This is a genomic window from Variovorax sp. PEI5 (assembly GCF_056679935.1).
In genome coordinates this window covers 1411544-1436472 of record NZ_CM155257.1, presented here as the reverse complement: position 1 = coordinate 1436472, position 24929 = coordinate 1411544, and the positions used below count along the sequence as shown (strand labels likewise).

The window sequence follows — 24929 nt, the reverse complement described above, 5'->3', positions numbered from 1 at the left end:
GCGCCAGCTCCCGCGCCACCCGCACGCCCACCCGCCCAGAGGAAGGAAAACCATTCATGTCCAGCACCCGGCTCGCGACCGCCAACGCCTACGACAACGCCTTGAGCCGCATCGCCACGCGCCAGTCGCAGATGTCCAAGCTGCAGGAGCAGATCAGCGCCAGCAAGCGCGTGCTGCGCCCGAGCGACGACCCGACCGCCGCCGCGCAGGCCGAGCGCGCCACCACGCGCATGGCGCGCGTCGCCACCGACCAGCGCGCGCTCGAGGTGCAGCGCAATGCCGTCTCGACGGCCGAGTCGACCCTGGGCGATGCGATGACGGCGATGCAGAGCTTCCGCACGCTGGTCGTGCAGGCCGGTGGCGTCGGCCTCTCGGCCACCGACCGCGCCAGCATCGCGCAGCAGATGACGACCCTGCGCGACGAGCTGGTGGGCCATGCCAACACCCGCGACGGCAATGGCCTGCCGCTGTTCGGTGGCCTGGGCAGCACCGGCGCGCCATTCGTCGACGATGGCACCGGCGTCAACTACCAGGGCATCGCCGGCCAGCCGGCCGCCAGCGAGGTCGGCGTGCCCGCCGCGCTCGACGGCCATGCGACCTGGATGGACGTGCCCACCGGCAATGGCGTCTTCGCCATCGCGCAGGGCGCCGGCACCAGCGGCGTCTGGACCAATGCCGGCCAGGTCAGCGACCCGGCGGCGCTGACCGGCCATGGCTACCAGGTCAGCTTCTCCGTCGATGCCGCCGGCGCCACCACCTACGACGTCACCGACACCACCACCCATGCCGCGGTGAAGACCGGCCAGCCCTACAAGAGCGGCCAGGCCATCGCGTTCGACGGCATGTCGTTCCTGGCCAGCGGCAAGCCGGCCAATGGCGACAGCCTGAGCGTCTCGCCCAGCACGCGCTCGAGCCTGTTCGGCGTGCTCGACCAGGCCATCGCCAGCGTGCGCGACGGCACCACCCCCGGCGCCGTGACGCAGGGCGTGGCCCAGGCGCTGGCGCAGATCGACACGGCGGCCTCGCGCCTGTCGTCCTCGCGCGGCCGCGCCGGCGACCTGCTCAACCGCGTCGACAGCATCACCAACCGCCAGGAGACGCGCAACGCGCAGCTCGAGGCCGACCGCTCGCGCGCCGAGGACCTCGACACCGTCAAGGCGATCTCCGAATTCAAGACCAACGAGACCGTGTACTCGGCGGCGCTGAGTTCCTACGCCCAGGTCCAGAAGCTGTCGCTGTTCAACTACATCGGCTGAGGCGGGAAGGGGACTGGCATGGCGCAATCGGTTCTCGGCAGCCTGACCCTGGGCTACCGGCCGCTCTGGAATCGGGCCCGCGCGCTGGCGGGCGTGCGGCTGTTCGTGCATGCCGACGACCCCGGGGTCGATGGCCAGCATCTGCTGCGCACGCTGGAGGAGCTGTGGTCGGCCGAATCGCCCGACCTGCTGCTGGTGGCGCGCTCGCGCGAATTGCTGGGCGGCCTGCTGGCGCACGCCACGCGCGCCGATCCGGCCATCGAGGTGCCGGCGGCGTGGCTCGACGACGCGCGCCTGCGCGGCGCGCTGCGCGAGGCCCACGCGCGCGGCGCGCGGCTGGTGCTCGATGGCACGCCCGACGAGCTGCGGCCGCTGGCGGGCGAGCGCTGGGCCGCGCGCCGCGCCGTCCAGCTCGCGCCGCTCGATGCCGCCGTCGCGCTGCAGGCGGCATTGCGCGCGCGCGACAACAGCGCCGGCGCCCGCATGGCCGGCCGCGCCGCCGACAGCCCGGTGCAGGCCGACATGCTGATCGATGGCGTCGCCAGCCGCGCCCTGACCGAGCATGCGCTCGACCAGCAGGGCGCCTGGGCCGTGACCGGCTGGCCATTGGAGGACGTGCTGCACCGCTACCGGGGCCAGCCCTTGCCGCCGACCCGGCGCGCCATCGTGCAGACCATGAACGCGCTGGATGCCGAGCAGTCGCTCGACCGCATCGAGCTGGCCTTCGCGCAGGAACCGGCCCTGGCCTACCGCCTGCTGATCTATCTCAACTCGGCCGGCCTGGGCCTGCGCAACGGCATCGCCTCGCTGCGCCATGGCTTCATGATGCTGGGCTTCCGCACGCTCAACCGCTGGCTGGCCGAGCAGCTGCCCCATGCCAGCGACGATGTCGCCCTGCGCCCGGTGAATGCGTCGATGGTGCTGCGCAGCCAGCTCATGCACCACCTGATGGATGCCGGCATCGAGGAGGACCTGCGGCGCGAGATCTACCTGTGCGGCCTGTTCTCGCAACTCGACCTGGTGATGGACGAGCCCCTGCGCGCCAGCCTGGCGCGCATCCCGCTGCCCGACCGCATCGTCATGGCGGTGCAGGGCGGCAGCGGCCCCTACGCGCCGACGCTGCAGGTCGCCTGCGCGATGGAGGGCGACGACCCCGACACCGTGCGCAGCCTGCGCCAGACTCACGAGATGGAGCCGGAGGACGTCAACCGGGCCCTGCTGCGGACCCTGGCGGCGATCGGCGCGCGGGTCGGCCGGGCCTGAGGACCGCCACCGCGCGCGTGGGGCTCAGGCCGACGCGTCGTCGACCGGGTCGTCGAGCACCAGCCGCACCCGGCGCGCCAGGTCGGCCAGCCGGTAGGGCTTCTTCAGGATCTCGAACTCCACGCCCTGGTCCGAGTTCTTGCCATCGGCCGAACCGGCGAAACCGGTCGTCAACAGGACCCGGATGCCGGGCAGGCGCCGACGCATCTCGCGCGCCAGGCCGAAGCCATTCATGCCGCCGGGCATGATGAGGTCGGAGAACAGCAGGTCGGGCGTCCAGGCATCGCGCTGGTCCTCGACCAGCTGCAATGCCTCGCGCGCGTTGCCCGCCACGTGCACCGTGTAGCCCAGGTCCTGGAGCATGTCGCGCGAGAGTTGCGCCACCTCGATGCGGTCGTCCACCACCAGGATGGTCTCGCTGCCGCCGTGGTCGGCCGCGCGGCGGGTCGTGCGCGCCACGGCGGGCGGCGCCAGCGAATCGGTCGCCGGGAAATACATGCGCACCGTGGTGCCGACGCCGAGCGCGGACTCGACGCTGGCCGTGCCGCCGGACTGCTTGGCGAAGCCGTGGACCATCGACAGGCCCAGGCCGGTGCCCTTGCCTTCCTCCTTGGTGGTGAAGAAGGGGTCCATCACGCGACCCAGGATCTCCGGCGCGATGCCGGTGCCGGTGTCAGTGATCGACAGCGACACGTAGCGCCCCGGCATCAGGCCGACGAAGGTGCCCATGTCGTCGCCGTCAACCTCGATGCTCTGTGTCCTGAGCGTGACGGTGCCGCCATCGGGCATGGCGTCGCGCGCGTTGACCAGCACGTTGAGCACCGCCATCTCCAGCTGGGTCGGATCGAGCTGGCAGTTGCCCAGGGCCGGCTCCGGCGCCATGCGGACCTCGATGCCCGCGCCCAGGGTTTCCTTGACCAGGTCGGCGATGCCCTCGGCCAGGCTGTTGAGATTGACCAGCCGTCCCTCCAGGCGCTGCTTGCGCGAGAAGGCGAGCAGCTGCTGCGTCAGGGTCGAGGCGGTCTGGACGGCGCTGCGGATGTTGTCGACCGCGCGGCTCAGGGCGGCATCGGTCACGTTGCCGGCCTTGCGGCGGTGCTCGAGCAGGTCGAGATGGCCCGACATCACCTGCAGCAGGTTGTTGAAGTCGTGCGAGATGCCACCGGTCAGCTGGCCGAGGGCTTCCATCTTCTGCGCCTGGCCGAGCGCCTCCTCGGCATCGCGACGCCGGCTCACGTCGAGCTGGGAAGCGAAGAAATAGACCAGCTCCTTGTCCTGGTTGTAGACCGGGGAGATGTAGAGCGCATTCCAGAACGTGGTGCCGTCCTTGCGGTAGTTCAGGATCTCGGTGTTGATCTCGCGTCGCGCCTCGACCGCCTCGCGCACGGCGGCGATGGTCGCGCGATCGGTGTCGGGGCCCTGGAGGAAGCGGCAGTTGTGGCCGATGATCTCCTCGCTGGCATAGCCGCTCATGGAGAGGAAGGCACGATTGGCGAAGACGATCGGGTTGTCGGGCTTGCGCGGGTCGGTGACCAGCATCGGCATGCGCGTGGTCTCGATGGCGGCGAAGAAGATGTCGTCGCGGTGGCCCGCGATCGAGTCGTCGTGCGAGTGCTCGACCGCCACCTCGGGGGGTGGCGAATTCCTGATCTTCGGTTTTTCCGACTGGGCCATGATCTTCGGTCAGCGCCGAAGAACCGTCGCTGAAGGAGAGGAGAGTTGAACGATGAAGGGAAGACCGGTCGCCGGCGGTGCCGGCGACCCGACCCGGGACGGTGGCGCGATGCGTTCGCATCCGATCCGGGCCCGGGTCATGGATCTTCCCATGGGGGGTCGGCGGCGACGTCGGAACGACCGGGGTCGGTCAGTCCTGCTTGTCGTCGGTCTTGGCGTCGTCGTGCTTCAGCGCCGGCTTCTGGCCGGGCTGGGGCGCGTGTTCCGCGCCGGGGGCGATTTCCTCGCCGCGATGCTTCTTTTCCTGTTGCACTTTTTTGTCGTGCGCGACATTGCGTGGATCGGTCATGGGGGTCAAGTTGCCGTCGCCCCGAGCCATCCCGGGTGGGACGGCACGCCGATCGCGGCGCCCAGCAGGCGCCGCCTGGCGACGGCAATTTGTCCCTCGCCGTGTCAGACCGACATGATCGAGACCGACTTCGTCACCAGGTAGCCTTCCAGCGCCTCGGGTCCGCCCTCGGAGCCGTAGCCCGAATCCTTGACGCCGCCGAACGGCATCTCCGGCGATGGCGTGGCGGGCTGGTTGATCCACAGCATGCCGACCTCGACGCGCTGCGACAGCAGGTGCGCGTTGGCGATCGACTTCGTGAACGCGTAGCCGGCCAGGCCATAGGGCAGGCGATTGGCCTCGGCGATGGCCTCGTCGAGCGAGTCGAAGCCGCGGATGGCGGCGATCGGGCCGAACGGCTCGTTGTTGAAGACATCGGCATCGAGCGAGACATCCGTGAGCACGGTAGGGGCGAAGAAGTTGCCTTCGCCGCCCACGCGCTCGCCGCCGGTGGCGACCTTGGCGCCGGTGGCGCGCGCGTTCTCCAGGATCTTGCCCATCGCCGCGACGCGGCGGCCATTGGCCAGCGGGCCGAGCGTGGTGCCCTCGGCCAGGCCGTCGCCGAGCTTCAGGCTCTCGGCATGCTTGACCAGTTCGCGCGCGAACTCCTCCTTCAGGCTGTGGTGCACCAGGAAGCGCGTCGGCGAGATGCAGACCTGGCCGGCGTTGCGGAACTTGGCGCCGCCCGAGGCCTTGACCGCCAATGCGACATCGGCATCCGCGGCCACGATAACGGGCGCGTGGCCGCCCAGCTCCATCGTCGCGCGCTTCATGTGCGAGCCGGCCAGCGCGGCGAGCTGCTTGCCCACCGGCGTCGAGCCGGTGAAGGTCACCTTGCGGATGATCGGATGGGCGATCAGATAGGAGGAGATCTCGGCCGGATCGCCGAACACCAGGCCGACCGTGCCGGCCGGCACGCCGGCATCGACGAAGGCCTGCAGCAGGGCGGCGGGCGAGGCCGGCGTCTCCTCGGGCGCCTTGACCAGGAACGAGCAGCCGCAGGCCAGCGCCGCGCCGAGCTTGCGCACGATCTGGTTGACCGGGAAGTTCCAGGGCGTGAAGGCGGCGACCGGGCCGATCGGTTCCTTCAGCACCAGCTGCTGCGCCGCGAGATTGCGCGAGGGCACGATGCGGCCATAGACGCGCCGGCCCTCGTCGGCGAACCATTCCAGGATGTCGGCCGCGGCCAGCGCCTCGCCACGCGCCTCGACGAAGGGCTTGCCCTGTTCCTGCGTCAGCAGGCGGCCGATGGCGTCGGCGCGCTCGCGCACCAGGCCGGCGGCCTTGCGCATCGTGGCCGCGCGCTCGTTGGCGGGGATGCGGCGCCAGGCCTCGAAGCCGCTCTGGGCCGCCGCCAGCGCGCGGTCGAGGTCGGCGATGCCGGCATGGGCGACCTTGCCGATCGGCTGGCCGGTGGCGGGATTGACCACGTCGATGGTCTTGCCGCTGGCGGCATCGCACCATTCGCCATTGATCAGAAGCCGTGTGTCGGTGTAGCTCGTCATGTTCGCTTGCATCCTTCGAGGAAAAGGGTTGGGAGAACCGGACATCCTAGCGTCCTTCGAAGGCGCGCCGCGCCGCGTGGGCACGAACGACGCATCGATCATTCGGAGGGTTCGCGCGTCACGGGTGATGAATGTGCAGATTCCTCGAAATGGGACGGCATAAAGTTTCCAGGCCCGACCACCGCAACAAGGAGTAGGAAAGAATGTTCAAGGCATCGATGATCGCCAGCGCGCTGCTGCTGGCCCTCGCGGGAGCCCGGGCGGCGCCCCAGGATCTGACGGTCAGGGGCCTGATCACGCCCGAATCCTGCACGCTGGAACTGGGCAACCATGGCGCGCTCGACTACGGGACGCTGAGCGCGTCGACGGTCAGGACCTACGAGGATGCCGATCCGTTCTACCTGCTGCCATCCCGGCGGATCTCGCTGACCGTCACCTGCCCCTCGGCCACGGCGGTGGCGCTCGCGGCCACCGACAACCGCGCGGCGTCCAAGCCCGACTTCACGGCCGGCGACAGCCTCGGGTTCGGTCTCGGGCGCTCCGGTGCCCAGCCGGTGGGCGTGTTCCGGATCCAGGTCGTCGACATGCGGCTGGTGCGAACGCCCGATGGCGTGCCCGAGCCGGCCGTCCGGGTCCTCGTGCGGCCCAAGGGCGCCACCCGGGGTGCCTGGGGCCCCAGGCGGACGGATGCCGACCAGGGCTTCATCGACCACGCGATGGCGACCGGCTATGGCGCGACGGCGGGCGCGCGGGTGCCCACGGCGATCGTCAGGATGCTCGGCGCGCTGGAGGTGTTCCCGTTCGTCCTGAAGAGCGTGGTCCAGGGCGCGCGCTCGGGCATCGCGATCGACGGCGCGGCGACCGTGGACTTCGAATATCTCTGAAGGCGCGCGGCGCCCGCGCCCTCACGCGCCCGGCCGCCCCCGCATCAGGTCGCGCGTCAGGATCGCGGCCGGCACCTCGCGGCAGCCGCTGGCGTTCTGGCCGGCCCACAGGGTGGAGAAGTCGTCGCGCCCGAGTCGTTCGGCGGCGGCCTTGAGGGGCGCCAGGGCGGCGCCGGCGAGCGGGAAGGCCGGGGCGATGGCGCCGAGCGGACCGAGCTCGTCGAGCAGCCGGTTGCGGATGCCGCGCGCCGGTCGGCCGCTGATGAGGTTGGTGAGCACCGTGTGCGCGGCGCGCGGGCCGCTCAGTGCCGTGCGGTGCAGCCCGGTGGTGGTGGCCTCGGGGCACAGCAGATAGGCGGTGCCGACCTGCACGCCGGCCGCGCCGAGCGCCAGGGCCGCCGCCACTGCGCGCGCATCGGCGATGCCGCCGGCGGCGATCACCGGCAGGTCGATGGCGGCGGCGATCTGCGGCACCAGGGCCAATGTGCCCAGCTGCGTCGTCAGGTCGTCCGTGAGGAAGAGGCCACGATGGCCGCCGGCCTCCAGGCCCTGCGCGATCACGGCATCGGCGCCCCGGGCGGCCAGCCAGCGGGCCTCGGCCACCGTGGTGGCGCAGCCCAGCACCGTGGCGCCCCAGGCCTTGACGCGCGCCAGCAGGGCCGGCGCCGGCAGGCCGAAATGGAAGCTCACGACCGGCGGCCGAAATTCCTCCAGCACATCGGCCATGGCGTCGTCGAAGGGTCGCCGCGCGCCGCCGGCCGGCACGGCCGCGGGGTCCAGGCCCAATTCCGCGTAGTAGGGCGCCAGGGCGGCCCGCCAGGCGGCCTCGCGCGCGGCATCGGGCGTGGGCGGGGCGTGGCAGAAGAAGTTGACGTTGAAGGGCCGGCGGGTGCCCTGGACGATGGCCCGCAGCTCGTCGCGCAGCGCCTCGGGCGCGAGCATGGCGCAGGGCAGCGAGCCCAGCGCGCCGGCCTCGGACACCGCGATCGCCAGCGCGCTGCCCTGGACGCCGGCCATCGGCGCCTGGATCAGCGGCAGGTCGATCGACAGCAGCTCGGGGAGCGATGGGCGGGTCATGGGTGGCGCTCGTAGGTGACGACATCGAACGGCAGGCCATCGGCCGCGACATGCGCCGCGCGCGCCGTCTCGCGCCAGGCGGCGGGATCGAGCTCCGGCGCACGGGCGTCGCCCTCGAAGTCGCGGCCGATCTCGGTCACCACGGCGCGCCGGGCGATGGCGGCGGCCTGGGCGTAGATCTGCGCGCCGCCGATCACCCACACCTCCGGCGCATCCGCGCACAGCGCCAGGGCCGCGTCCAGGCCATCGGCGCGGCGCGCGCCGGCTGCCTGCCAGCCGGCCTGCCGCGTGACGACGATGTTGTCGCGCCCGGGCAGGGGCCGGAAGCGCGGCGGCAGCGAGTCCCAGGTGCGGCGGCCCATGACCACCGGCGCGCCGGCGGTGGCGCGCTTGAAGTGCGCCAGGTCCTCCGGCAGCTGCCAGGGCAGGTCGCCATCGCGGCCGATCACGCCGTTGGCGGCGCGGGCGTAGATGAGGTTGACGCGGGTCGTGCCGGTCATGGTCGCCGCCCCGCTCAGACCGCCACCGGCGCCTTGATGGCCGGGTGGTGCACGTACTCGTGGACCTCGAAGTCCTCGAAGCGGTAGTCGAGGATCGATGGCGGCCGGCGCTTGATCTCCAGCAGCGGATAGGGATGGGGCGCGCGCGCGAGCTGCAGCGCGACCTGCTCGGCGTGGTTGCTGTAGATGTGGCAGTCGCCACCGGTCCAGATGAAGTCGCCGACGTCGAGGTCGCACTGCTGCGCCACCATGTGCGTGAGCAGGGCGTAGCTGGCGATGTTGAAGGGCACGCCCAGGAAGATGTCGGCGCTGCGCTGGTAGAGCTGGCAGCTGAGCCGGCCGCGCCCGCCGGGCTCCTGCGCCGGCGCGACGTAGAACTGGAAGAAGGCGTGGCACGGCATCAATGCCATCTTCGACAGGTCGGCCACGTTCCAGGCGCTGACGATGATGCGGCGCGAGTCGGGGTTGGACTTCAGGGTCCGGATGACCTCGGCGATCTGGTCGATGTGGCCGCCCTCGGGCGTCGGCCAGCTGCGCCACTGCACGCCATAGACCGGGCCCAGGTCGCCATCCTCGCGCGCCCACTCGTCCCAGATCGTGACGCCGCGTTCCTTCAGCCAGTTGTTGTCGCTGGAGCCGGTCAGGAACCACAGCAGCTCCTGGATGATGGAGCGCAGATGCACCTTCTTGGTCGTCACCAGCGGGAAGCCCTCGTTCAGGTCGAAGCGCATCTGGTAGCCGAACACGCTCTTGGTGCCGGTGCCGGTGCGGTCGGCCTTGTGCACGCCGGTGGTCTCGACGTGGCGCATGAAGTCCTCGTACTGCGAGCGGATCGGCCGGCTCATCGCACCAGCTCCTCGTGGCCCGCCGCGCGCAGCACGCGGCCGGGATTGAGGACGTTGTGCGGATCGAGTCCCTGCTTGATGGCCCGCATCATGCCCAGCGCCACCGGCGACTTGTGCTTCTCCAGCTTGTGCAGCTTGAGCGCGCCGATGCCGTGCTCGGCCGAGAACGAGCCGCCGAACCGCTCCACCGCGTCGTAGACCAGCGTGTTGACGCGCTCCTCCTGCTCGCGCAGGAAGGCCTTCGTGTCGCCAGCGGCCGGGGCCTGCACGTTGTAGTGCAGGTTGCCGTCGCCCAGGTGGCCGAAGTTGACCAGCCGCACGCCGGGGATCTCGCGCGCGAGCAAGGCGTCGGTCTCGGCGACGAAGTCCGGGATGCGCGAGACCGCGATCGAGATGTCGTGCTTGATGTTGAGGCCTTCCTCGGCCTGCGCCAGCGGGATGCTCTCGCGCACGTGCCACAGCCCGCGCGCCTGGGCGATGTTCTCGGCCACCACGGCGTCGCTCACGCAGCCGTCCTCGAAGGCGGTCTCCAGCAGGGCCTCGAAGCGCGCGCGGGCGTGCTCCTCGGATTCGCTGTCGGAGTTCTCCAGCAGCACGCAGTACGGCACCGACTCGTCCTCCAGGAAGGGCACGCGCAATTGCGGCATGTGCTTGCCCACCAGGCTGAGCGCGAAGCGGCCCATGACCTCGAAGCCGGTGAGCCCGGCGCCCAGCTGGCGATGCGCCAGGCCCAGCAACGTGACGGCGTGCTCCAGCGAGGGCACGGCGGCCCAGGCCGTCAGCCGCGCGGCGGGCTGCGGATAGAGCTTCATGGTGGCGGCGGTGATGATGCCCAGCGTGCCCTCGCTGCCGATCATCAGGTCGCGCAGGTCGTAGCCGGTGTTGTCCTTCCTCAGGCCGTTGGTGCCCTCCCAGATCTCGCCCTGCGGCGTCACCACCTCCAGCCCCAGGCAGAGGTCGCGCGCGTTGCCGTAGCGCAGCACCTGGGTGCCGCCGGCATTGGTCGCCAGGTTGCCGCCGATGGTGCAGCTGCCCTCGGCCGCCAGGCTCAGGGGGAACAGGAAGCCGGCCCGGTCGGCGGCCTCCTGCAGGGTCTGCAGCACGCAGCCGGCCTCGACCGTGACGGTCAGGTTGGCGGCATCGATGGCGCGGATGGCGTTCATGCGCTGCAGGGTCAGCACCACCTGGGTGCCGCTCTGGTCGGGCGTCGAGCCGACCGCCAGGCCGGTGTTGCCGCCCTGGGGCACCAGCGAGGCGCCGGCCGCGGCGCAGGCCTTGACGACCTCGGCCACCTGTCGCGCGTTGGCCGGCCGCACCACGGCCAATGCCTTGCCGCGCAATCGGCCGCGCCATTCGCGCTCGTAGGCGGTGAGGTCGTCGCCGGTCTCGTCGGTCAGCACGTGCGGCGCGCCGACGGCCGCGCGCAGGGCCTCCAGCAGCGGGGTATGGGGGGAGGAGGGGGAAGTCATGGGTTCTCTCGGTGTTTCCGGTCAGGCCGCGGCGGCGGCATCGGCCCCGTGGCGCAGCCGCAGGCGCACGTGCCAGGCGCAGGCGGCGAACAGCGCCAGGCACAGCGCGATCTCCAGTCCGGCCAGCGCGCGGCTCAGGGGCAGCGTGTCGCTCCAGGCGCGCACCACGCCTTCGGTGAAATAGAGCCAGATCATCAGGCTGACCCAGCGGTAGGTGTACATGCGGCGCTTGAGCAGGCCGGCCAGCGGCAGCACCAGCGGCAGCACCTTCAGCGCCAGCACCGAGCCGCCCGGGCGCAGCGGCGCCAGCCACATCTCCCACGCCAGGCCCAGCACGATCAGCCCGACCAGGCTGCCCACCGCCAGGACGCGGGTGGCGGCGACGGAGGCGCTCGGACGGGAGATGGCTTGCATGAAAGGGGGGAGGGTTGGGACGTGGCGAAAGGGCCCGGACCGGATATGAAAAAGGTCCGATGGCATGATACCGGCCGTCTTCCGACCCCTCCGCTCCCATGACCGTTGCCCCGCCACCCGACGCTCCGTCCCGCGCACCGTCGCCCTGGGTGGTCTGCCTGTGCGCCCAGTGGTGCGGCACCTGCCGTGACTACCGGCCGCTGTTCGAGGAGGTCGCCCGCGCGCATCCGCACCTGCGCTTCGCCTGGGTCGACATCGAGGACGACGCCGATGTCGCCGGCGACTTCGACATCGAGACCTTCCCGACATTGCTGGTGGCCGATGCCGAGGGCACCCGCTTCATGGGCCCGCTGCTGCCGCATGCCGCGACCCTGACGCGCACGCTGGCCGCGCTGCGGGCGGCCCACCCGTCGGAGGCCGACGTGGCCGCGCTGCTGGCCGCGCTGGCGGCGGCGCCGGCGCGCTTCGAGCTGGCGCCGCCGGCCGCCTAGGCGCCCAGGAACCCGCGCAGCGCCGCCAGCGTCGCCTCCGGCGCCTCGCTCATCAGCGCATGGCCGGCCTCGACCGTCACCACCCGCGCCTGCGGCGCCCGGGCGGCGAGCGCGCGAGCCGCGCGCGGCGGCGTCATCTGGTCGGCGGCGCCGAGCAGGAACAGCAGCGGACAGCCGGAGGCGGCCACGGCGTCGATCGCCGCCTCGCCACCGGTGTAGTCGTCGCAGGCCTTGAAGCCGGTGTGGAAGACATTGGTCTCGCGGTTGGAAGCCAGCACCCGGCGCATCAGCGCGCGCGAGCCGCCATACAGCCAGGTGCCGGGGCCGAGCGAGGAGGGCGGCGGCGCCAGCGAGGAGTGCGAGAAGACGTTGATCTGGTCGATCGCGCGCAGCGGCGCGTCGCGCGAGCTCGCCAGCAGCGCCGGCGACACGGCCATCGGATAGGCGGTGCCGACCATGGCCAGGTGCGTGACGCGCTGCGGCGCCCGGGCGGCGGTCTCCAGCGCGATCAGCGAACCGAAGCTGTGGCCCACCAGGGCCGCGCGCTCGATGCCGGCGGCGTCGAGCAGGTCGGCCACGAAGCGCGAGGCGTCCTCCACGCTCGCTGGCGGCGCGCCGGCGCTGCGGCAGTGCCCGGGCAGGTCGATCGCCAGCACGTTCCAGCCGTGGTGGGCGAACCAGCGGCTCTGCAGGATCCAGACGCTGTGGTCGTTGAGCACGCCGTGGATGAAGACCACCGTGGGCCGGGCGGGGTCGAAGGTCTTGCCGCCGGTGTAGGCGTAGGTGGCGTGGCCCTGGACGGTGAGCAGCATCTCAGGCCCCCGCCTTCTCGGCCGCCTTCAGGGCGCGCCGGAGGTCGTCGATCAGGTCGGCCGGGTCCTCCAGGCCGATCGACAGCCGGATCGTGCCCTGCGAGATGCCGGCGCCGGCCAGTGCCTCGTCGGTCATGCGGAAATGCGTCGTGCTCGCCGGGTGGATCACCAGGCTGCGGCAGTCGCCGACGTTGGCCAGGTGGCTGAACAGGCGCAGGGCCTCGATGAAGGCCTTGCCCTGCGCGCGGCTGCCCCTGAGGTCGAAGCTGAAGACCGCGCCGGCGCCGCGCGCGCCATGCCGCAGCAGCCGGCCGGCGAGCGCATGGCTCGGGTGCGAGGGCATCAGCGGATGGCCCACGCGCGCCACGAAGGGATGCTCGGCCAGGAACTCCACCACCTTCTGCGTGTTGTCGATGTGGCGCTCCATGCGCAATGGCAGGGTCTCGATGCCCTGCAGGATCAGCCAGGCCGTGTGCGGGCTCATCGAGGCGCCGAAGTCGCGCAGTCCCTCGCGGCGCGCCCGCAGCAGGAAGGCGCCGACGGTGCTCTCCTCGCTGAAGACCATGCCATGGAAGCCGGCATAGGCCTCGGTCAGGCCGGTGAAGCGGCCCGAGCGCTCCCAGTCGAAGCTGCCGCCATCGACCACCACGCCGCCGATCACCGTGCCGTGGCCGGAGAGGAACTTGGTCGCCGAGTGATACACCAGGTCGGCGCCGTGGTCGAAGGGCCTGATCAGGTAGGGCGAGGTCAGGGTCGAGTCGACCAGCAGCGGCACGCCCACCGCGTGCGCGATGTCGCTCACGGCCGGGATGTCCAGCACGTCCAGGCCCGGATTGCCCACCGTCTCGCCGAACAGCAGCCGGGTCTCCGGCCGGATGGCGGCGCGCCAGCCATCGAGGTCGCCGGGCTGCACGAAGGTGGTCTCGATGCCGAAGCGCCGCATCGTGTAGTGCAGCAGGTTCTGCGAGCCGCCATAGAGCGCCGTGCTGGCCACGATGTGCGAGCCCGCGTCCATCAATGTCGCCACGCTCAGGTGCAGCGCGGCCTGCCCGCTGGCCGTGGCGATGGCGCCGATGCCGCCCTCGAGCGCGGCCACGCGCTGCTCCAGCACCGCGTTGGTCGGGTTGCTGATGCGGCTGTAGACGTGGCCGGCGCGCTCCAGGTTGAACAGCGAGGCGGCATGGTCGCTCGACTCGAAGACGAAGGAGGTGGTCAGGTGGATCGGCACGGCGCGCGCGCCGGTGGCGGGGTCGGGGCTCGCGCCGGCGTGCAGCGCCAGCGTGTCGAAACCGGGATCGGAATAGCCGGGCATCGGGTTTGTCTCCTCGGAAAGTGCGGGATCGGAAGCCTCATTGTGTGCGGGCGGAGCGCGTGGCTATGCAAAAATGCACATCCCCCGCCACACGGCGCGATTACACGGATTCCCACGGAGAACCCCCCCATGAAAGTCAGCGACATCCTGCGCGTCAAGGGCAACACGCTCTACACCGTCACGCCCGACGAGCCGCTGACCGCCGCGGCCACCGCCATGGCCGAGAAGGACATCGGCTCGCTGGTCGTGATGGAGCATGGCGACCTGGTCGGCATGCTGACCTTCCGCGAGGTGATCGTCACCATCGTGGGCAATGGCGGCCAGATCGGCGGCACCTCGGTGCGCAAGGCGATGGACGACGCGCCGGTCACCTGCACCCTGGAGACCGAGCTCGACGAGATCCGCCGCATCATGCTGGAGCGCCATGCGCGCTACATGCCGGTCATGGACAAGGGCATGCTGATGGGCGTGATCAGCTTCTACGACGTCGCCAAGGCGGTCGTGGACAGCCAGAACTTCGAAAACAAGATGCTCAAGGCCTACATCCGCGACTGGCCGGCCGAGGAAGCCGGCGTCGACACGGAAGCGCGCCCAGGCTGATCGGGCCACGCCGACCGGCCGGCCCGGCCGGCCCGGCCGGACCGGCCCGCCCACGGGCGCCGGCCCGGCGCCCGGAGCCGCTCAGTCCGCCAGCCGGCGCAGCACCGCGCCCGGGAAGCTGGCGAACAGGTCCGCCATGGACAGGCCGCCGGACTGCACCGCCAGCACCTCGCCGGTGAGGATGTTCTCGAAGCGCGTGCCCTCGATGCCGCACCAGTCCGGCAGCGTGACGAAGGTGTTCCCCCACACCGCCTCGCCCAGCGGCAGCCAGCGCGCATGGGCCTTCTGCCCCGCTTCGGACTCGGCCGTCGTCGCCAGGCCGACGAACAGGCGCCCGGCCACCGCGATCAACGACTCCTCGCCCAGGCGCCGCGCGAACGCCACGACATGGTGGCTGCGGTCGCCCCGCGCGTTGACCGGCTCGTAGCCGCCATCGCGGAACAGCGCCGGCTGCGCGGCGCGCAATGCCAGCAGGCGCCACAGCACCCACAGCTTGGCGCCGCCATCGTGCGGCTCCAGGGCCAGCTCGCGCACCGCATCGGCCGTGCCATGCGCCGGCGCGGCGGCGATGGCCTCCAGCCGGTCGAGCCAGCGCGCGCGCGCCGGATAGTCGACCGGGCGGCGGTTGTCCGGATCGACCAGGCTCAGGTCCATCAGCTCGTTGCCCTGGTAGAGATCGGGCACGCCCGGCGAGGCGTACTTGATGAGCACCATCGACAGGCTGTTGAGCGCGCCGAACCAGGCCAGCGTGGCGCCGAGATGGCCCAGGTCGGTCAGGAATGCATCGCCACCGGCCGGGCCGGCATCGTCGTCGTCGACGGTGGCCACGCCGGCCGCGTCCGCGCCACCCAGCAGGTGCCGCACGAAGCCGGTCAGCGCCTCCTCGTAGCTCTCGTCCGGGTTGACCCAGCTGGTGTGCGCCTTCGATTCGCGCGCCGCCTTCAGGGCATAGCGCTCGATGCGTTCGCCATACGACTCGCGATGCTCGTCGGCCAGCCCGCCGACCGGCAGGGTGCCCAGCAATGTCTGGTAGAGCAGGTACTCGTCGGCCGCCGAGGGCGCCGGGCCGGTGATGTCGTGCTTGGACACCATCGCGTCGCCGCCCTCGCCACCCTCGTCCTCGAACTCCGGCACGTCGCGGTTCATGGCGCGCCAGCGCCGCAGCGCCAGGCGCCAGGTCGCGGGCATCTCCGAGAGCACGTCGATGCGGTTGCGCACGTCCTCGGAGCGCTTGTTGTCGTGCGTCGAGGTGGCCAGCATGGTGTGCGGCCAGCGCGCCGCGCGGTCGGCGCTGGCGACGTGGAAGTCCTCCAGCGTCATGCCGAAGTGCGCCGGCTCGCCGCCGACCTCGTTGAGCGAGCTCAGCGGGAAGTAGCGGTAGAAGGCGGTGTCCTCGACGCCCTTGGCGGTGACCGGGGCGCTGAACTGCTGGAAGCGCATCGCCAGGCGCAGCGCGCGGGCGCGCAGGCCGGCGGAGGCGCCCGGCACGGTCTCGCCCAGCAGCGTCAGCCGCACGAAGTCGAACACCGAGCCATCGGCGTCGTGGCTGCGCTGGCGTGCCTCGTCGACCGCCTGGTCGATGTACGCCAGGTCCTGCGGCGAGGGCGCCTCGACGATGTAGCTGCGATAGACCGCCATGCAGGCGGCGATCTCGCTCAGGGCGCGGCGCAGCGAGTTGAGCGTGTAGTCGCGCGTGCGGCGGTCGGCGCGCGCGATGCGCAGCAGTTCGGTCGACAGCACCGTGAGCTCCGACGCCAGGGCGTTGCGCATGATGGCGCGCTTGCCCTCGTAGGCCAGCTCGTCGAACGGCTGCTGCACGCCGGTGAAGCCGCGCCAGATGCGGTCGAAGCGCTCGGCCGCTGCGGTGTCCACCAGCACGCCGTTGACCACCGTGGCGAAGCGGTAGCCGGTGGTGCCGTGGATGCCCCACTGCACCGGCACCTCCTCGTGCGAGGCGGCGATCTTCTCGGCCACCACGTAGAGCGGTCGGGCGCTGCGGCCATTGGCGTCGACACCCGGCAGCACCAGCCCGGCGCGGCGCGCGAAGCCCTGCTGCAGGCGGTCGAAGTACTCGGCCGGATCGAACAGGCCGTCCGGGTGGTCGATGCGCAGGCCGTCGACGGCGCCCGAGGCGGCGAGATCGAGCGCCATCCCGTGGGTGGCCTCGAAGACCTCCTCGCGCTCGATGCGCAGTGCCGCCAGTTCGTTGATGTCGAAGAAACGGCGGTAGTTGATCTCGTCGGCCGCCACGCGCCAGTAGGCCAGGCGGTAGGCCTGGGCATCGAGCAGCGCGTGCAGCGCGTCGCGCTCGGGCACGGCGTTGAGGTCGGCCACCGCCGCCACGATGGCCTGCGCGACGTCGAGCTGGCGCGCCACCAGGCGGGCCAGGCGGCCCTTGATGACCTCCTTGTCGCGCGCGCGCTCGGCCACCGATTCGGGCTCGGTGTCGTAGCGCGCCGGCAGGTGGCCGAACGAGGTCGCGATGCTGGCCAGGCTGGCCACGACGTCGGGGTCCGACAGGCGCGGCAGGGCGCGCTCGAGCACCCGCATGTAGGTCTCGGGCGCCAGCGGGAAGCGGTGTTCGTGGTAGTTCACCGACAGCGTGCCCCGGCCGGCGTCGAAGGCCAGCGCCAGCTCGCCGCGCTCCAGCACGTCGCCGTAGTGGTCGCCCAGCACCGGCAGCAGCACCTTGCCGCGCAGCTCGGCGTTGAGCGGCTGCCAGTCGATGTCGAAGTGCTGCGCGTAGAGCGAGGCCGGGCCGTTCTCCAGCACGTCGAGCCACCAGGCGTTGTCCGCCCCCAGCACGCCCATGTGGTTGGGCACCAGGTCGAGCAGCTGGCCCATGCCCTGGGCATGCAGCGCGGCGGTGAAGCGCTCGAAGCCCTCGCGGCCGCCCAGCTCGGGATTGATCTCGTCGTGCGCCACGACGTCGTAGCCATGCATGCTGCCCGGCCGCGCGCGCTGGATCGGCGAGCAGTAGACGTGGCTCACGCCCAGCCGCGCCAGGTAGGGCAGGATGGCGATGGCGTCGTCGAAGTCGAAGTCCTTGTGGAACTGCAGCCGGTACGTGGCGCGCGGCACCAGCGTCTCGACGGTCCGGCGCGGCAGGCTGCGCAGCACCGGATGCGGGCGGATCGCCGCCAGCGTGCGGCACAGCACCTCGGTCTGCTCGTCGCTGGCGATCTCGCGCAGGTCGAGCGAGAGCTTGCGCCGCCAGTTCGGATGCGAGTCGGTGGTGCCGGGCATGTTGGCCTGCTCGGTCATGCCCAGCGCGTCCTCCAGCTGCACCATCATCACCTGCGCCGGCGTGCTGGCGACGAAGGCGTGGATGGCGGCGATGACCTCGGTCGACAGGGTCTGCGCGCCGGTGGCGTGGGCCACCGCGTCGGCCGACAGCAGGCCCTCGCGCTGCACCGCCAGCAACAGGCGGATGCGCTCCTGGGCGCGGTCGAAGAGCTGCTTCTCGAACAGTTCCTGGTTCGGGAACAGGCCCAGCGACAGCCGCAGGCGCAGGTCGTGGCCGCTCCACCAGCCCGCGAGCGTGGCCAGGTCGTGCGTGCTGATGGCCACCAGCGCGTTGCGCGGGTACTCGGCCGGCGCCTTGAACTGCCCGTTGGCATGGCGCTCGAAGTACACCAGCCGGTACGACAGCACCTCGAAGCGGGCCAGGGCGCCGCGCATCTCGTCGGCCACCGTGCCCAGGTCCTCGCCGATCACCATGCAGCGCGCGCGCTGGCTCTCGACGGCGACCACGGCCAGCATCTCGTCGAGCGCGTAGTGGACATACGCGCCATCCTGCGGCGTCTTGTCCGGCGGGATCCAGAACAGCCGCATCAGGCCCATCACGTGGTCGATGCGCAGGGCGCCGGCGCCACGCATGTTGGCGCGCAGGGTCTCGATGAAGAAGCGGTAGCCGTCCTGGCGCAGCCGGTCCGGCCGCAAGGGCGGCAGGCCCCAGCCCTGGCCGTTGGGATTGAACTCGTCGGGCGGCGCGCCGACGCTGGCGCCATGCACGAACAGGCGCTGCTCGCTCCAGGCGTCGGAGCCGGCGCGATCGACCGACACCGCCAGGTCGAGGTACAGGCCGACCGCCATGCCCAGTGCCTCGCACTGCGCGCCGGCGCGTTCCAGCTGGCGCGCGGCCTGCCACTGCAGGTACTCGTAGTACTCGATGCGTTCGAGCCGCGTCTCGACGAAGCGCGCGACCTCGTCGGACTCCGGGTCCTGGTAGGCCGCGGGCCACACCGGCCAGCCCCAGACCGATTCGTCCTCGGCGAAGAAGTGCGCCTGCAGGGCCTCGAAGACCGCATGCCGGCGCAGCGGCGCGCCGCGTCCGGCGCGGAAGGCGTCGAAGGCCGAGCCGGCCGCCGCGCCGGCGCCATCGCGCTGCGTGCGGAAATGCGTGTAGAGCAGTTCCAGCACCTCGAACTTGGCCGCCGCGACGCCGCGGTAGTCGACCAGCGGCGCTTCCCGCAGGGCCGCCAGGCGGGCCTGGAAGTCGGGCGACTGCACCAGCCGCTGGGCGGCTTCGCAGTCGCGGAATTCGTCCACGCCCTCGACATCGATGTAGAGCACGTCCAGGTGCATGCGCGACGACGGGCTGTAGGGGCTGGTGTGCGCCGGGTTGTGCGGGAACAGGGCATGCAGCGGATTGAGGCCGATGATGCCGGCGCCGCGTTGCGCCGCCTGCTGGGCCAGCAGGGCCAGGTCGCCGAAGTCGCCGATGCCCCAGTTGCGCCGCGAGCGCAAGGCATACAGCTGCACCGCCGGGCCCCACACGCGGGCGTCGCCGCGCAGCGATTCCGGGCGATAGCAATGCGGCGGCGCCGCGATGACCAGCGTCTCGCCGGCCAGGCCCTCGACCGTCAGCCGGTGGTAGCCCATGGGCAGCGCGACGGCGACCGGCACCATCCGCTCGCACCAGGCGACGCCATCGATCTCGGTGCGATGCAGTTCGGAGACCGCGTGCAGCGCCAGGCGGCCCTGGTGCAGCGTGCCGTCCTCGGCCCGCACCGTCCAGGCGGCCTCGGCCTGCGCGGCGGGCACCCGCACGCGCAGCAGCCAGCGCGGGCTCTCGGCATCGATGGCGACTACAGGCGTCAGGTGCTCGCGCCAGGTGGCGGCATGGGCGCGCTGCAGGCTCTCGTGCGGCAGCATCGTCGGGTCGACGCCGAAGCTGGTCAGCAGCGACACCAGGTTGGCGGCCGGCGCCACGTGGCGCCGGCCGAAGATGTCGCTGTATTCGGTGGCGATACCGTAGTAGGCGCTCAGGCGCTGGAGGGCTTCGTGCTCTCCGTGCGGGGTATCGTCAGGCACGCTCGTTCTCCTCGATGCTGATGTGGACGGCGCCCGGCTGCAGGCGCCATGATCCGGATTCGCCGGCCGGGCCGGTCTCGACGAGGCTGGAATACAGGACGGTGCCGGCCGAGGGCGCGACGCCCCCGATCGGCGCCGTGCCGAAATGGGCCAGCAGACGCAGGGTGGCCGGCCGGGCGGCATCGCCCGTGGCGCCGCCGATGGTCCATTCCACGCGCAATGCCTCGCCATCGCGGCGCCACCGGCCGCCGTGGTGCTGGCCGGCCAGGCGCGGCACCAGCATCCGGTGGCGGATCGCCAGCAGCTCGCCGATGTGGGCCAGCAGCACGGCATGCTCGCCCTCGGTGCGCTCCTCCCATTTCATCTTGGAGGCCAGGAAGGTCGATTCGGCATTCGGGTCCGGGATGCGGTCGAGCATGCCGGGGTCCTTGAAGGCCGCGAAGCCGCCGAACTCGGCGCGCCGGCCCTCGGAGACGGCGGCGGCCAGCTCGGGCCCGAAGTCGCAGAAATACTGGAACGGCGTCGAGGCGCCATATTCCTCGCCCATGAACAGCATCGGCGCGTGCGGCGACAGCAGCAGGCAGGCATAGGCCGCGCGCAGCAGCACCGGATCGGCCAGGGCCGAGATGCGGTCGCCGAAGGCGCGGTTGCCGACCTGGTCGTGCGTCTGCAGGAACGAGACGAAGGCCGCCAGCGGCAGCTGCGCGCTGGGCTCGCCGCGCGTCTCGCCGTTGCGAAAGGGCGAGGGCTGGCCCTGGAACACGAAGCCCTCGGCCAACGCCAGGCCGAAGTTGCCCACGGCGTCGTCGGCATAGTCGGCGTAGTAGCCATCGGTCTCGCCGGTGACGATGACATGCGCCGCGTGGTGCAGGTCGTCGTTCCACTGCGCGGTGGCGATGCGTGGCGCCTGGGTGGCGGGATCGCGCTCCAGGTAGTGCGAGCCGTTGGCATCGTTCTCCAGCACGACGTGGACGTGGCGCTCGCGCCCCGGGCCGTCGCGCAGGGCGTGGCAGATGGCGGCGACGATGTCGACCTCGGAGTCGTCGCGGATGGCGTGCACGGCATCCATGCGCAGGCCGTCGCAGCGGAACTCCTCGACCCAGTAGAGCGCGTTGTGGACGAAGAAGTCGCGCACGATGGACGAGTCGTCGCCGTCGTAGTTGATGGCCGCGCCCCAGGGCGTCTGGTGCGCCGGGTTGAAGAACTCGGGCGTGCCGGCGTGCAGGTAGTTGCCTTCGGGGCCGAAGTGGTTGTAGACCACGTCCATCAGCACCATCAGGCCCAGGCCGTGGGCGGCGTCGACGAAGGCCTTGAGCTCGTCGGGCGTGCCATAGACGGCATCGGGCGCGAACAGCAGCACGCCGTCGTAGCCCCAGCCGCGCCGTCCGGGGAAGTCCGCCACCGGCAGCAGCTCGATCACCGTGAAGCCGAGCGCCGCGAGCTCGGGCAGGCGGCGCTGCGCGGCGGCGAAGGTGCCCTCGGGTGTGAAGGCGCCGATGTGCAGTTCGTAGATCACGGCCTCGGTCCACGGCCGGCCGCGCCAGTCGGCGTCGTTCCATTCGTAGGCCCGGGGATCGACGATCTCGCTGGCCTGGTGCACGTCGTCGGGATTGCGACGCGAGGCCGGGTCGGGCACGCGCAGGCCGTCGGGCAGGCGATAGCGGTAGTGGTCGCCCGCGCGGGCCTCGCCCACGGTCAGGCGATGCCAGCCATCGGCATCGCGCTCCATGAGGCGGGGCTCGGGATCCGGGCCGGAGGGGCCGTCGCGGCCCTCGAGATCGAGTTCGATGCGCTGGACGCCGGGCGCCCAGAGATGGAATCGCACGCCGGCGTCGTCGGGCAGGACCGTCGCGCCGAAGGGCATGGAATGGATGTTTTTCATGAACCGGTGTGCGCCGGGCGGCGCAGGAGAACGAGCGAGCGGCAATGCACCGGATGGTGCGCTGCCGCCGGCCCGGAGGAGATCGGGGAAGCGGGAGCCGAGGAGGCGGAACCGGTGGGGGAGTCGTCGGGCGGCACGTCGGCGGCATCGGCGGCATCGGCGGCATCGGCCGGACCGGTAATGCCGGCGTCGGCTTCGCGGGCGTCGACGGCCCCACCTGCCGGCGCGGGTGCCGGTCGCCGGGCCGCCAGCTCGGCGGCGGCCGCCGCGGCATCCGCGGGCAGGGCGCTGTCGAGCTCGACGCGCCAGGGCGCGCCGCCATCGGCCGGCAGCAGGAAGTCGATGTGCTCGTGGTGGGCGTTGAGCAGCAGGAAGAAATCGTCGTCGCGCAGGGTCTCGCCGCGCGGGCCGACATCGACGATGCCCAGGCCGGACATGAACATGCCGATGCAGCGCGCGTGGCCGTCGTCCCAGTCGGCCGGGTTCATCTCCCGGCCGTCGGGGCGGAACCACACCAGGTCGCGCACCGTGCCGTTCTCCGGTGGCATGCCGCGGAAGAAGCTGCGGCGGCCGAACGAGGGATGGCGGCGGCGCAGGTGGATCAGCCGCTGGGCGAAGTCCAGCAGTTCGCGGCGCTCGTCGTCGAGCTCCCAGTCGAGCCAGCCGAGCTCGTTGTCCTGGCAGTAGACGTTGTTGTTGCCCTGCTGCGTGTGGCCGGACTCGTCGCCGGCCAGCAGCATCGGCACGCCCTGCGACAGCATCAGGGTGGCGAGCAGGTTGCGCTTCTGGCGCGCGCGCAGCGAGCGGATCTCCGGGTCGTCGCTCGGCCCCTCGACGCCGCAGTTCCACGACACGTTGTTGCTGCTGCCGTCGCGGTTGCCCTCGCCATTGGCCTCGTTGTGCTTCTCGTTGTACGACACCAGGTCGTGCAGGGTGAAGCCATCGTGGGCGGTGATGAAGTTGATGCTGGCATGCGGCTGCTTGCCCGACCAGCCATAGAGGTCCTGCGAGCCAGTCAGGCGCCGGGCGACGTCGCCGAGCTTGTGGCCGTCGCCCTTCCAGTAGGCGCGCATGCCATCGCGATAGCGGTCGTTCCACTCGGCCCAGCCGAGCGGGAAGTTGCCGACCTGATAACCGCCGTGCCCCAGGTCCCAGGGCTCGGCGATGAGCTTGACGCGGTTGAGCACCGGATCCTGGCGGATGGCGTCGAAGAAGCCGCCGAGGTTCTCGACCTTGCCGGCCTCGCGCGCCAGCGCCGAGGCGAGGTCGAAGCGGAAGCCGTCGACGTGCATCTCCTCGACCCAGTAGCGCAGCGAGTCCATGACCAGCTGCAGCGCGCGCGGATGCTCCAGGTTGACGGTGTTGCCGCAACCGGTGAAGTCGTCGTAGTAGCGCCGGTGCTCGGCGTTGAGGATGTAGTAGGCCGCGTTGTCGATGCCGCGCAGCGACAGCGTCGGCCCCATCTGGTTGCCTTCGCAGGTGTGGTTGTAGACCACGTCCAGGATGACCTCGATGCCCGCCGAGTGCAGCGTCTTCACCATGGTCTTGAACTCCTTCACCTTGCGCGACGCGCTGTAGCGCATCTCCGGTGCGAAGAAGCCGAGGGTGTTGTAGCCCCAGTAGTTGCGCATGCCCTTCTGGGCCAGGTGGTGGTCGTTCAGGTAGCTGTGCACCGGCAGCAGCTCGACGGTGGTGACGCCCAGGCGCTGCAGGTATTCGATCACCGGCGCGGTGGCCAGCGCGGCATAGGTGCCGCGCAGGTCCTCCGGCACGGCCGGATGCTGCATGGTGAAGCCGCGCACGTGCATCTCGTAGATCACCATGTCCTGGCGCGCGATGTCCGGCGGCCGGTCCGCGCCCCAGGTGAAGGCGGTCTCCAGCACGCGGCCCTTGGGCATGAAGGCGGCGCTGTCGCGGCGGTCGAAGGACAGGTCCTGGCGCTTGCTGCCGATGGTGTAGCCATAGAGCGCGTCGCTCCAGCGCAGCTGGCCGACCGAATCCTTGGCATAGGGGTCGATCAGCAGCTTGTGCGGATTGAAGCGGTGGCCTTCCTCGGGCTTGTAGGGGCCGTGGACGCGATAGCCATAGGCCATGCCGGGGCGCGCCTGCGGCAGGTAGCAGTGCCAGACGTCCTCGGTGCGCTCGCGCAGCACGATGCGCTGCAGCTCGCGGCGGCCGTTGTCGTCGAACAGGCAGAGCTCGACCTTCTCGGCGTGCTCGGAGAACAGCGCGAAGTTGACGCCTTCGCCATCCCAGGTCGCGCCGCGCGGGTAGGGCTTTCCAGGCCAGACGACCTGGATCGGATCGGAGCGCTTCATGCGCGCGGGCCGGACATCGTCGTCACGGCAGCTTTCCGTCGAACGGGCCGCGCGGCCGGTCGCGCGCCGGATCGCGGCCGACGTCCTTGAACGGATCGGCGCGGGTCGTGTCGCGCGCTGGCGTGGCCGCCGACGAGCCCATTGCACCCGGCTGGGTCGGCGTCGGCGTCGTGGCGGCGGTCTCGCGCACGGCGTCCTTCATGGCCTGCTGGCTCTGGCGCGTGGCCAACGGATCGCGCGGCCACCATTGCTCGATGCGCTCCTGCGCCCAGCGCCGGCCGCCCAGCCCGAAGGCCAGCGCCACGGCGAACACCACGCCCGCCAGCAGGATCAGGAAGCTCTCGCGGATGATGTCGCCGCCGACCTTGATCTGGTCCAGCGCGATCAGCACCACGAAGGCCATCACGGCGTACTGGGCCAGCTTGCCCAGCACCGTCGCGTCCTGCAGCTTCACGTTGCGGCCGTAGGTGGTCACGGTGTCGCCGATGAAGCGGGCGAAGTAGGCGCCGAAGGCCAGCACCAGCAGCGCCACGAACACGTTCGGCACGAACCACACCACCCGCACCAGCAGGTCGGTGATGTAGGTCAGGCCCAGGCTGTTGAAGGCCATCAGCAATGCCGCCAGCACCACCAGCCAGTAGGCCAGGATGCCGAAGATGCTGGTGGTGTCGCCGGCCATGCCGCCCTGGCGCAGGAAGTTGTCCATGCCCGAGCGCTCGGTGAGCACGTTGAAGTTGATCGCGCGCAGGGCCTTGATGACGGCGAAGCGCACCACCTTGGCGAGCAGCCAGCCGCCGATGATGACGACCACCGCGAACAGCAGACGCGGCAGGAAGATGCCGATCTGGTAGAGGATGGCCCTCAGGGGCTCCAGGTGGATGCCGAAGTTTTCCATGTCGTTTCTCTCCGAATGAGGATGGGTG

The 24929-nt window shown here is 71.2% G+C and carries 19 protein-coding genes; 5 read left to right on the top strand and 14 right to left on the bottom strand.

Translation table 11 applies throughout. The features are described from left to right. The first annotated feature begins 56 nt into the window (after positions 1–56). Together flgL and AC1MLT_RS06530 are read left to right on the top strand one after the other, a co-directional pair. On the top strand, positions 57–1256 hold the full coding sequence (flgL, locus tag AC1MLT_RS06535; protein ID WP_481034507.1) for a flagellar hook-associated protein FlgL: 1200 nt from the start codon (positions 57–59) through the stop codon (positions 1254–1256). 18 nt (positions 1257–1274) lie between these two features. Then, positions 1275–2519 (top strand): YuxH family protein, encoded by a 1245-nt coding sequence (locus tag AC1MLT_RS06530; protein ID WP_481034506.1) that lies wholly within the window; start codon positions 1275–1277, stop codon positions 2517–2519. 24 nt (positions 2520–2543) lie between these two features. Here the strand turns inward: AC1MLT_RS06530 and AC1MLT_RS06525 are convergent, their stop codons facing one another. The 3 genes from AC1MLT_RS06525 to AC1MLT_RS06515 all read right to left on the bottom strand — a co-directional run bounded on the left by AC1MLT_RS06525 (position 2544) and on the right by AC1MLT_RS06515 (position 6086). Next, entirely contained in the window at positions 2544–4193 is a 1650-nt protein-coding gene (locus AC1MLT_RS06525) for a histidine kinase famiy protein (protein WP_481034504.1), read from the bottom strand. Between the two features lie 190 nt (positions 4194–4383). After that, positions 4384–4542 carry a hypothetical protein gene (locus tag AC1MLT_RS06520; RefSeq protein ID WP_481034502.1) on the bottom strand — a complete coding sequence of 53 codons (159 nt, stop codon included), beginning with the start codon at positions 4540–4542 and terminating at the stop codon, positions 4384–4386. Positions 4543–4646: 104 nt separating this feature from the next. After that, positions 4647–6086 (bottom strand): NAD-dependent succinate-semialdehyde dehydrogenase, encoded by a 1440-nt coding sequence (locus AC1MLT_RS06515; RefSeq protein WP_481034501.1) that lies wholly within the window; start codon positions 6084–6086, stop codon positions 4647–4649. Between the two features lie 203 nt (positions 6087–6289). On the opposite strand from AC1MLT_RS06515, the gene AC1MLT_RS06510 reads away from it, so the two are divergent. After that, complete coding sequence (locus AC1MLT_RS06510; RefSeq protein WP_481034499.1) at positions 6290–6970, top strand: DUF1120 domain-containing protein; 681 nt, start codon at positions 6290–6292, stop codon at positions 6968–6970. A 21-nt stretch (positions 6971–6991) separates the two neighbouring features. On the opposite strand, the gene AC1MLT_RS06505 is transcribed toward AC1MLT_RS06510, so the two are convergent. Genes AC1MLT_RS06505 through AC1MLT_RS06485 form a run of 5 tightly spaced genes read right to left on the bottom strand, consistent with a single transcriptional unit; the run spans position 6992 to position 11275 of the window. Beyond that, entirely contained in the window at positions 6992–8047 is a 1056-nt protein-coding gene (locus tag AC1MLT_RS06505) for an NAD(P)H-dependent flavin oxidoreductase (protein WP_481034498.1), read from the bottom strand. Further along, the gene (locus tag AC1MLT_RS06500; RefSeq protein ID WP_481034497.1) at positions 8044–8547 is read right to left on the bottom strand and encodes a dihydrofolate reductase; all 504 of its coding nucleotides are present in this window, start codon (positions 8545–8547) and stop codon (positions 8044–8046) included. The genes AC1MLT_RS06505 and AC1MLT_RS06500 overlap by 4 nt, the downstream gene beginning before the upstream one ends. A 14-nt stretch (positions 8548–8561) precedes the next feature. Continuing rightward, positions 8562–9392 carry a thymidylate synthase gene (locus tag AC1MLT_RS06495; RefSeq protein WP_481034495.1) on the bottom strand — a complete coding sequence of 277 codons (831 nt, stop codon included), beginning with the start codon at positions 9390–9392 and terminating at the stop codon, positions 8562–8564. Beyond that, the gene (locus AC1MLT_RS06490) at positions 9389–10861 is read right to left on the bottom strand and encodes an FAD-binding oxidoreductase (protein ID WP_481034494.1); all 1473 of its coding nucleotides are present in this window, start codon (positions 10859–10861) and stop codon (positions 9389–9391) included. The genes AC1MLT_RS06495 and AC1MLT_RS06490 overlap by 4 nt, the downstream gene beginning before the upstream one ends. A gap of 21 nt (positions 10862–10882) precedes the next feature. Next, positions 10883–11275 carry a DUF2069 domain-containing protein gene (locus AC1MLT_RS06485; protein ID WP_481034493.1) on the bottom strand — a complete coding sequence of 131 codons (393 nt, stop codon included), beginning with the start codon at positions 11273–11275 and terminating at the stop codon, positions 10883–10885. Positions 11276–11373: 98 nt separating this feature from the next. Between AC1MLT_RS06485 and AC1MLT_RS06480 the strand changes: the two genes are divergently transcribed. Further along, positions 11374–11766: a thioredoxin family protein gene (locus AC1MLT_RS06480; RefSeq protein WP_481034492.1), complete on the top strand. Its 393-nt coding sequence runs from the start codon at positions 11374–11376 to the stop codon at positions 11764–11766. Here the strand turns inward: AC1MLT_RS06480 and AC1MLT_RS06475 are convergent. Both AC1MLT_RS06475 and AC1MLT_RS06470 read right to left on the bottom strand, forming a co-directional pair. Continuing rightward, entirely contained in the window at positions 11763–12578 is an 816-nt protein-coding gene (locus AC1MLT_RS06475) for an alpha/beta fold hydrolase (protein WP_481034491.1), read from the bottom strand. The two genes, AC1MLT_RS06480 and AC1MLT_RS06475, sit on opposite strands and share 4 nt — an antisense overlap. Position 12579: 1 nt before the next feature. Further along, a complete protein-coding gene (locus AC1MLT_RS06470; protein ID WP_481034489.1) occupies positions 12580–13890 on the bottom strand; it encodes an O-acetylhomoserine aminocarboxypropyltransferase in 1311 nt (436 codons plus the stop codon). Between the two features lie 129 nt (positions 13891–14019). Between AC1MLT_RS06470 and AC1MLT_RS06465 the strand changes: the two genes are divergently transcribed. Next, positions 14020–14490: a CBS domain-containing protein gene (locus AC1MLT_RS06465; RefSeq protein ID WP_481034488.1), complete on the top strand. Its 471-nt coding sequence runs from the start codon at positions 14020–14022 to the stop codon at positions 14488–14490. 81 nt (positions 14491–14571) lie between these two features. On the opposite strand, the gene AC1MLT_RS06460 is transcribed toward AC1MLT_RS06465, so the two are convergent. The 4 genes from AC1MLT_RS06460 to AC1MLT_RS06445 are packed head-to-tail and all read right to left on the bottom strand — an operon-like array spanning position 14572 to position 24901. After that, positions 14572–19806: a malto-oligosyltrehalose synthase gene (locus tag AC1MLT_RS06460; RefSeq protein WP_481034487.1), complete on the bottom strand. Its 5235-nt coding sequence runs from the start codon at positions 19804–19806 to the stop codon at positions 14572–14574. Beyond that, positions 19799–21688 (bottom strand): malto-oligosyltrehalose trehalohydrolase, encoded by a 1890-nt coding sequence (gene treZ, locus AC1MLT_RS06455; RefSeq protein WP_481034486.1) that lies wholly within the window; start codon positions 21686–21688, stop codon positions 19799–19801. The genes AC1MLT_RS06460 and treZ overlap by 8 nt, the downstream gene beginning before the upstream one ends. Next, the gene (gene glgX / locus AC1MLT_RS06450) at positions 21685–24006 is read right to left on the bottom strand and encodes a glycogen debranching protein GlgX (RefSeq protein ID WP_481034485.1); all 2322 of its coding nucleotides are present in this window, start codon (positions 24004–24006) and stop codon (positions 21685–21687) included. Before glgX ends, treZ begins: the two co-directional genes overlap by 4 nt. A gap of 22 nt (positions 24007–24028) precedes the next feature. Further along, on the bottom strand, positions 24029–24901 hold the full coding sequence (locus tag AC1MLT_RS06445) for a mechanosensitive ion channel family protein (protein WP_481034484.1): 873 nt from the start codon (positions 24899–24901) through the stop codon (positions 24029–24031). Between the last annotated feature and the right edge of the window lie 28 nt (positions 24902–24929).

Excerpts from the sequence above, each read along its gene's own strand:
- flgL (WP_481034507.1), top strand. The coding sequence starts at position 57 with ATGTCCAGCACCCGGCTCGCGACCGCCAACGCCTACGACAACGCCTTG.
- AC1MLT_RS06530 (WP_481034506.1), top strand. The coding sequence starts at position 1,275 with ATGGCGCAATCGGTTCTCGGCAGCCTGACCCTGGGCTACCGGCCGCTC.
- AC1MLT_RS06525 (WP_481034504.1), bottom strand. The coding sequence starts at position 4,193 with ATGGCCCAGTCGGAAAAACCGAAGATCAGGAATTCGCCACCCCCCGAG.
- AC1MLT_RS06520 (WP_481034502.1), bottom strand. The coding sequence starts at position 4,542 with ATGACCGATCCACGCAATGTCGCGCACGACAAAAAAGTGCAACAGGAA.
- AC1MLT_RS06515 (WP_481034501.1), bottom strand. The coding sequence starts at position 6,086 with ATGACGAGCTACACCGACACACGGCTTCTGATCAATGGCGAATGGTGC.
- AC1MLT_RS06510 (WP_481034499.1), top strand. The coding sequence starts at position 6,290 with ATGTTCAAGGCATCGATGATCGCCAGCGCGCTGCTGCTGGCCCTCGCG.
- AC1MLT_RS06505 (WP_481034498.1), bottom strand. The coding sequence starts at position 8,047 with ATGACCCGCCCATCGCTCCCCGAGCTGCTGTCGATCGACCTGCCGCTG.
- AC1MLT_RS06500 (WP_481034497.1), bottom strand. The coding sequence starts at position 8,547 with ATGACCGGCACGACCCGCGTCAACCTCATCTACGCCCGCGCCGCCAAC.
- AC1MLT_RS06495 (WP_481034495.1), bottom strand. The coding sequence starts at position 9,392 with ATGAGCCGGCCGATCCGCTCGCAGTACGAGGACTTCATGCGCCACGTC.
- AC1MLT_RS06490 (WP_481034494.1), bottom strand. The coding sequence starts at position 10,861 with ATGACTTCCCCCTCCTCCCCCCATACCCCGCTGCTGGAGGCCCTGCGC.
- AC1MLT_RS06485 (WP_481034493.1), bottom strand. The coding sequence starts at position 11,275 with ATGCAAGCCATCTCCCGTCCGAGCGCCTCCGTCGCCGCCACCCGCGTC.
- AC1MLT_RS06480 (WP_481034492.1), top strand. The coding sequence starts at position 11,374 with ATGACCGTTGCCCCGCCACCCGACGCTCCGTCCCGCGCACCGTCGCCC.
- AC1MLT_RS06475 (WP_481034491.1), bottom strand. The coding sequence starts at position 12,578 with ATGCTGCTCACCGTCCAGGGCCACGCCACCTACGCCTACACCGGCGGC.
- AC1MLT_RS06470 (WP_481034489.1), bottom strand. The coding sequence starts at position 13,890 with ATGCCCGGCTATTCCGATCCCGGTTTCGACACGCTGGCGCTGCACGCC.
- AC1MLT_RS06465 (WP_481034488.1), top strand. The coding sequence starts at position 14,020 with ATGAAAGTCAGCGACATCCTGCGCGTCAAGGGCAACACGCTCTACACC.
- treZ (WP_481034486.1), bottom strand. The coding sequence starts at position 21,688 with ATGAAAAACATCCATTCCATGCCCTTCGGCGCGACGGTCCTGCCCGAC.
- glgX (WP_481034485.1), bottom strand. The coding sequence starts at position 24,006 with ATGAAGCGCTCCGATCCGATCCAGGTCGTCTGGCCTGGAAAGCCCTAC.
- AC1MLT_RS06445 (WP_481034484.1), bottom strand. The coding sequence starts at position 24,901 with ATGGAAAACTTCGGCATCCACCTGGAGCCCCTGAGGGCCATCCTCTAC.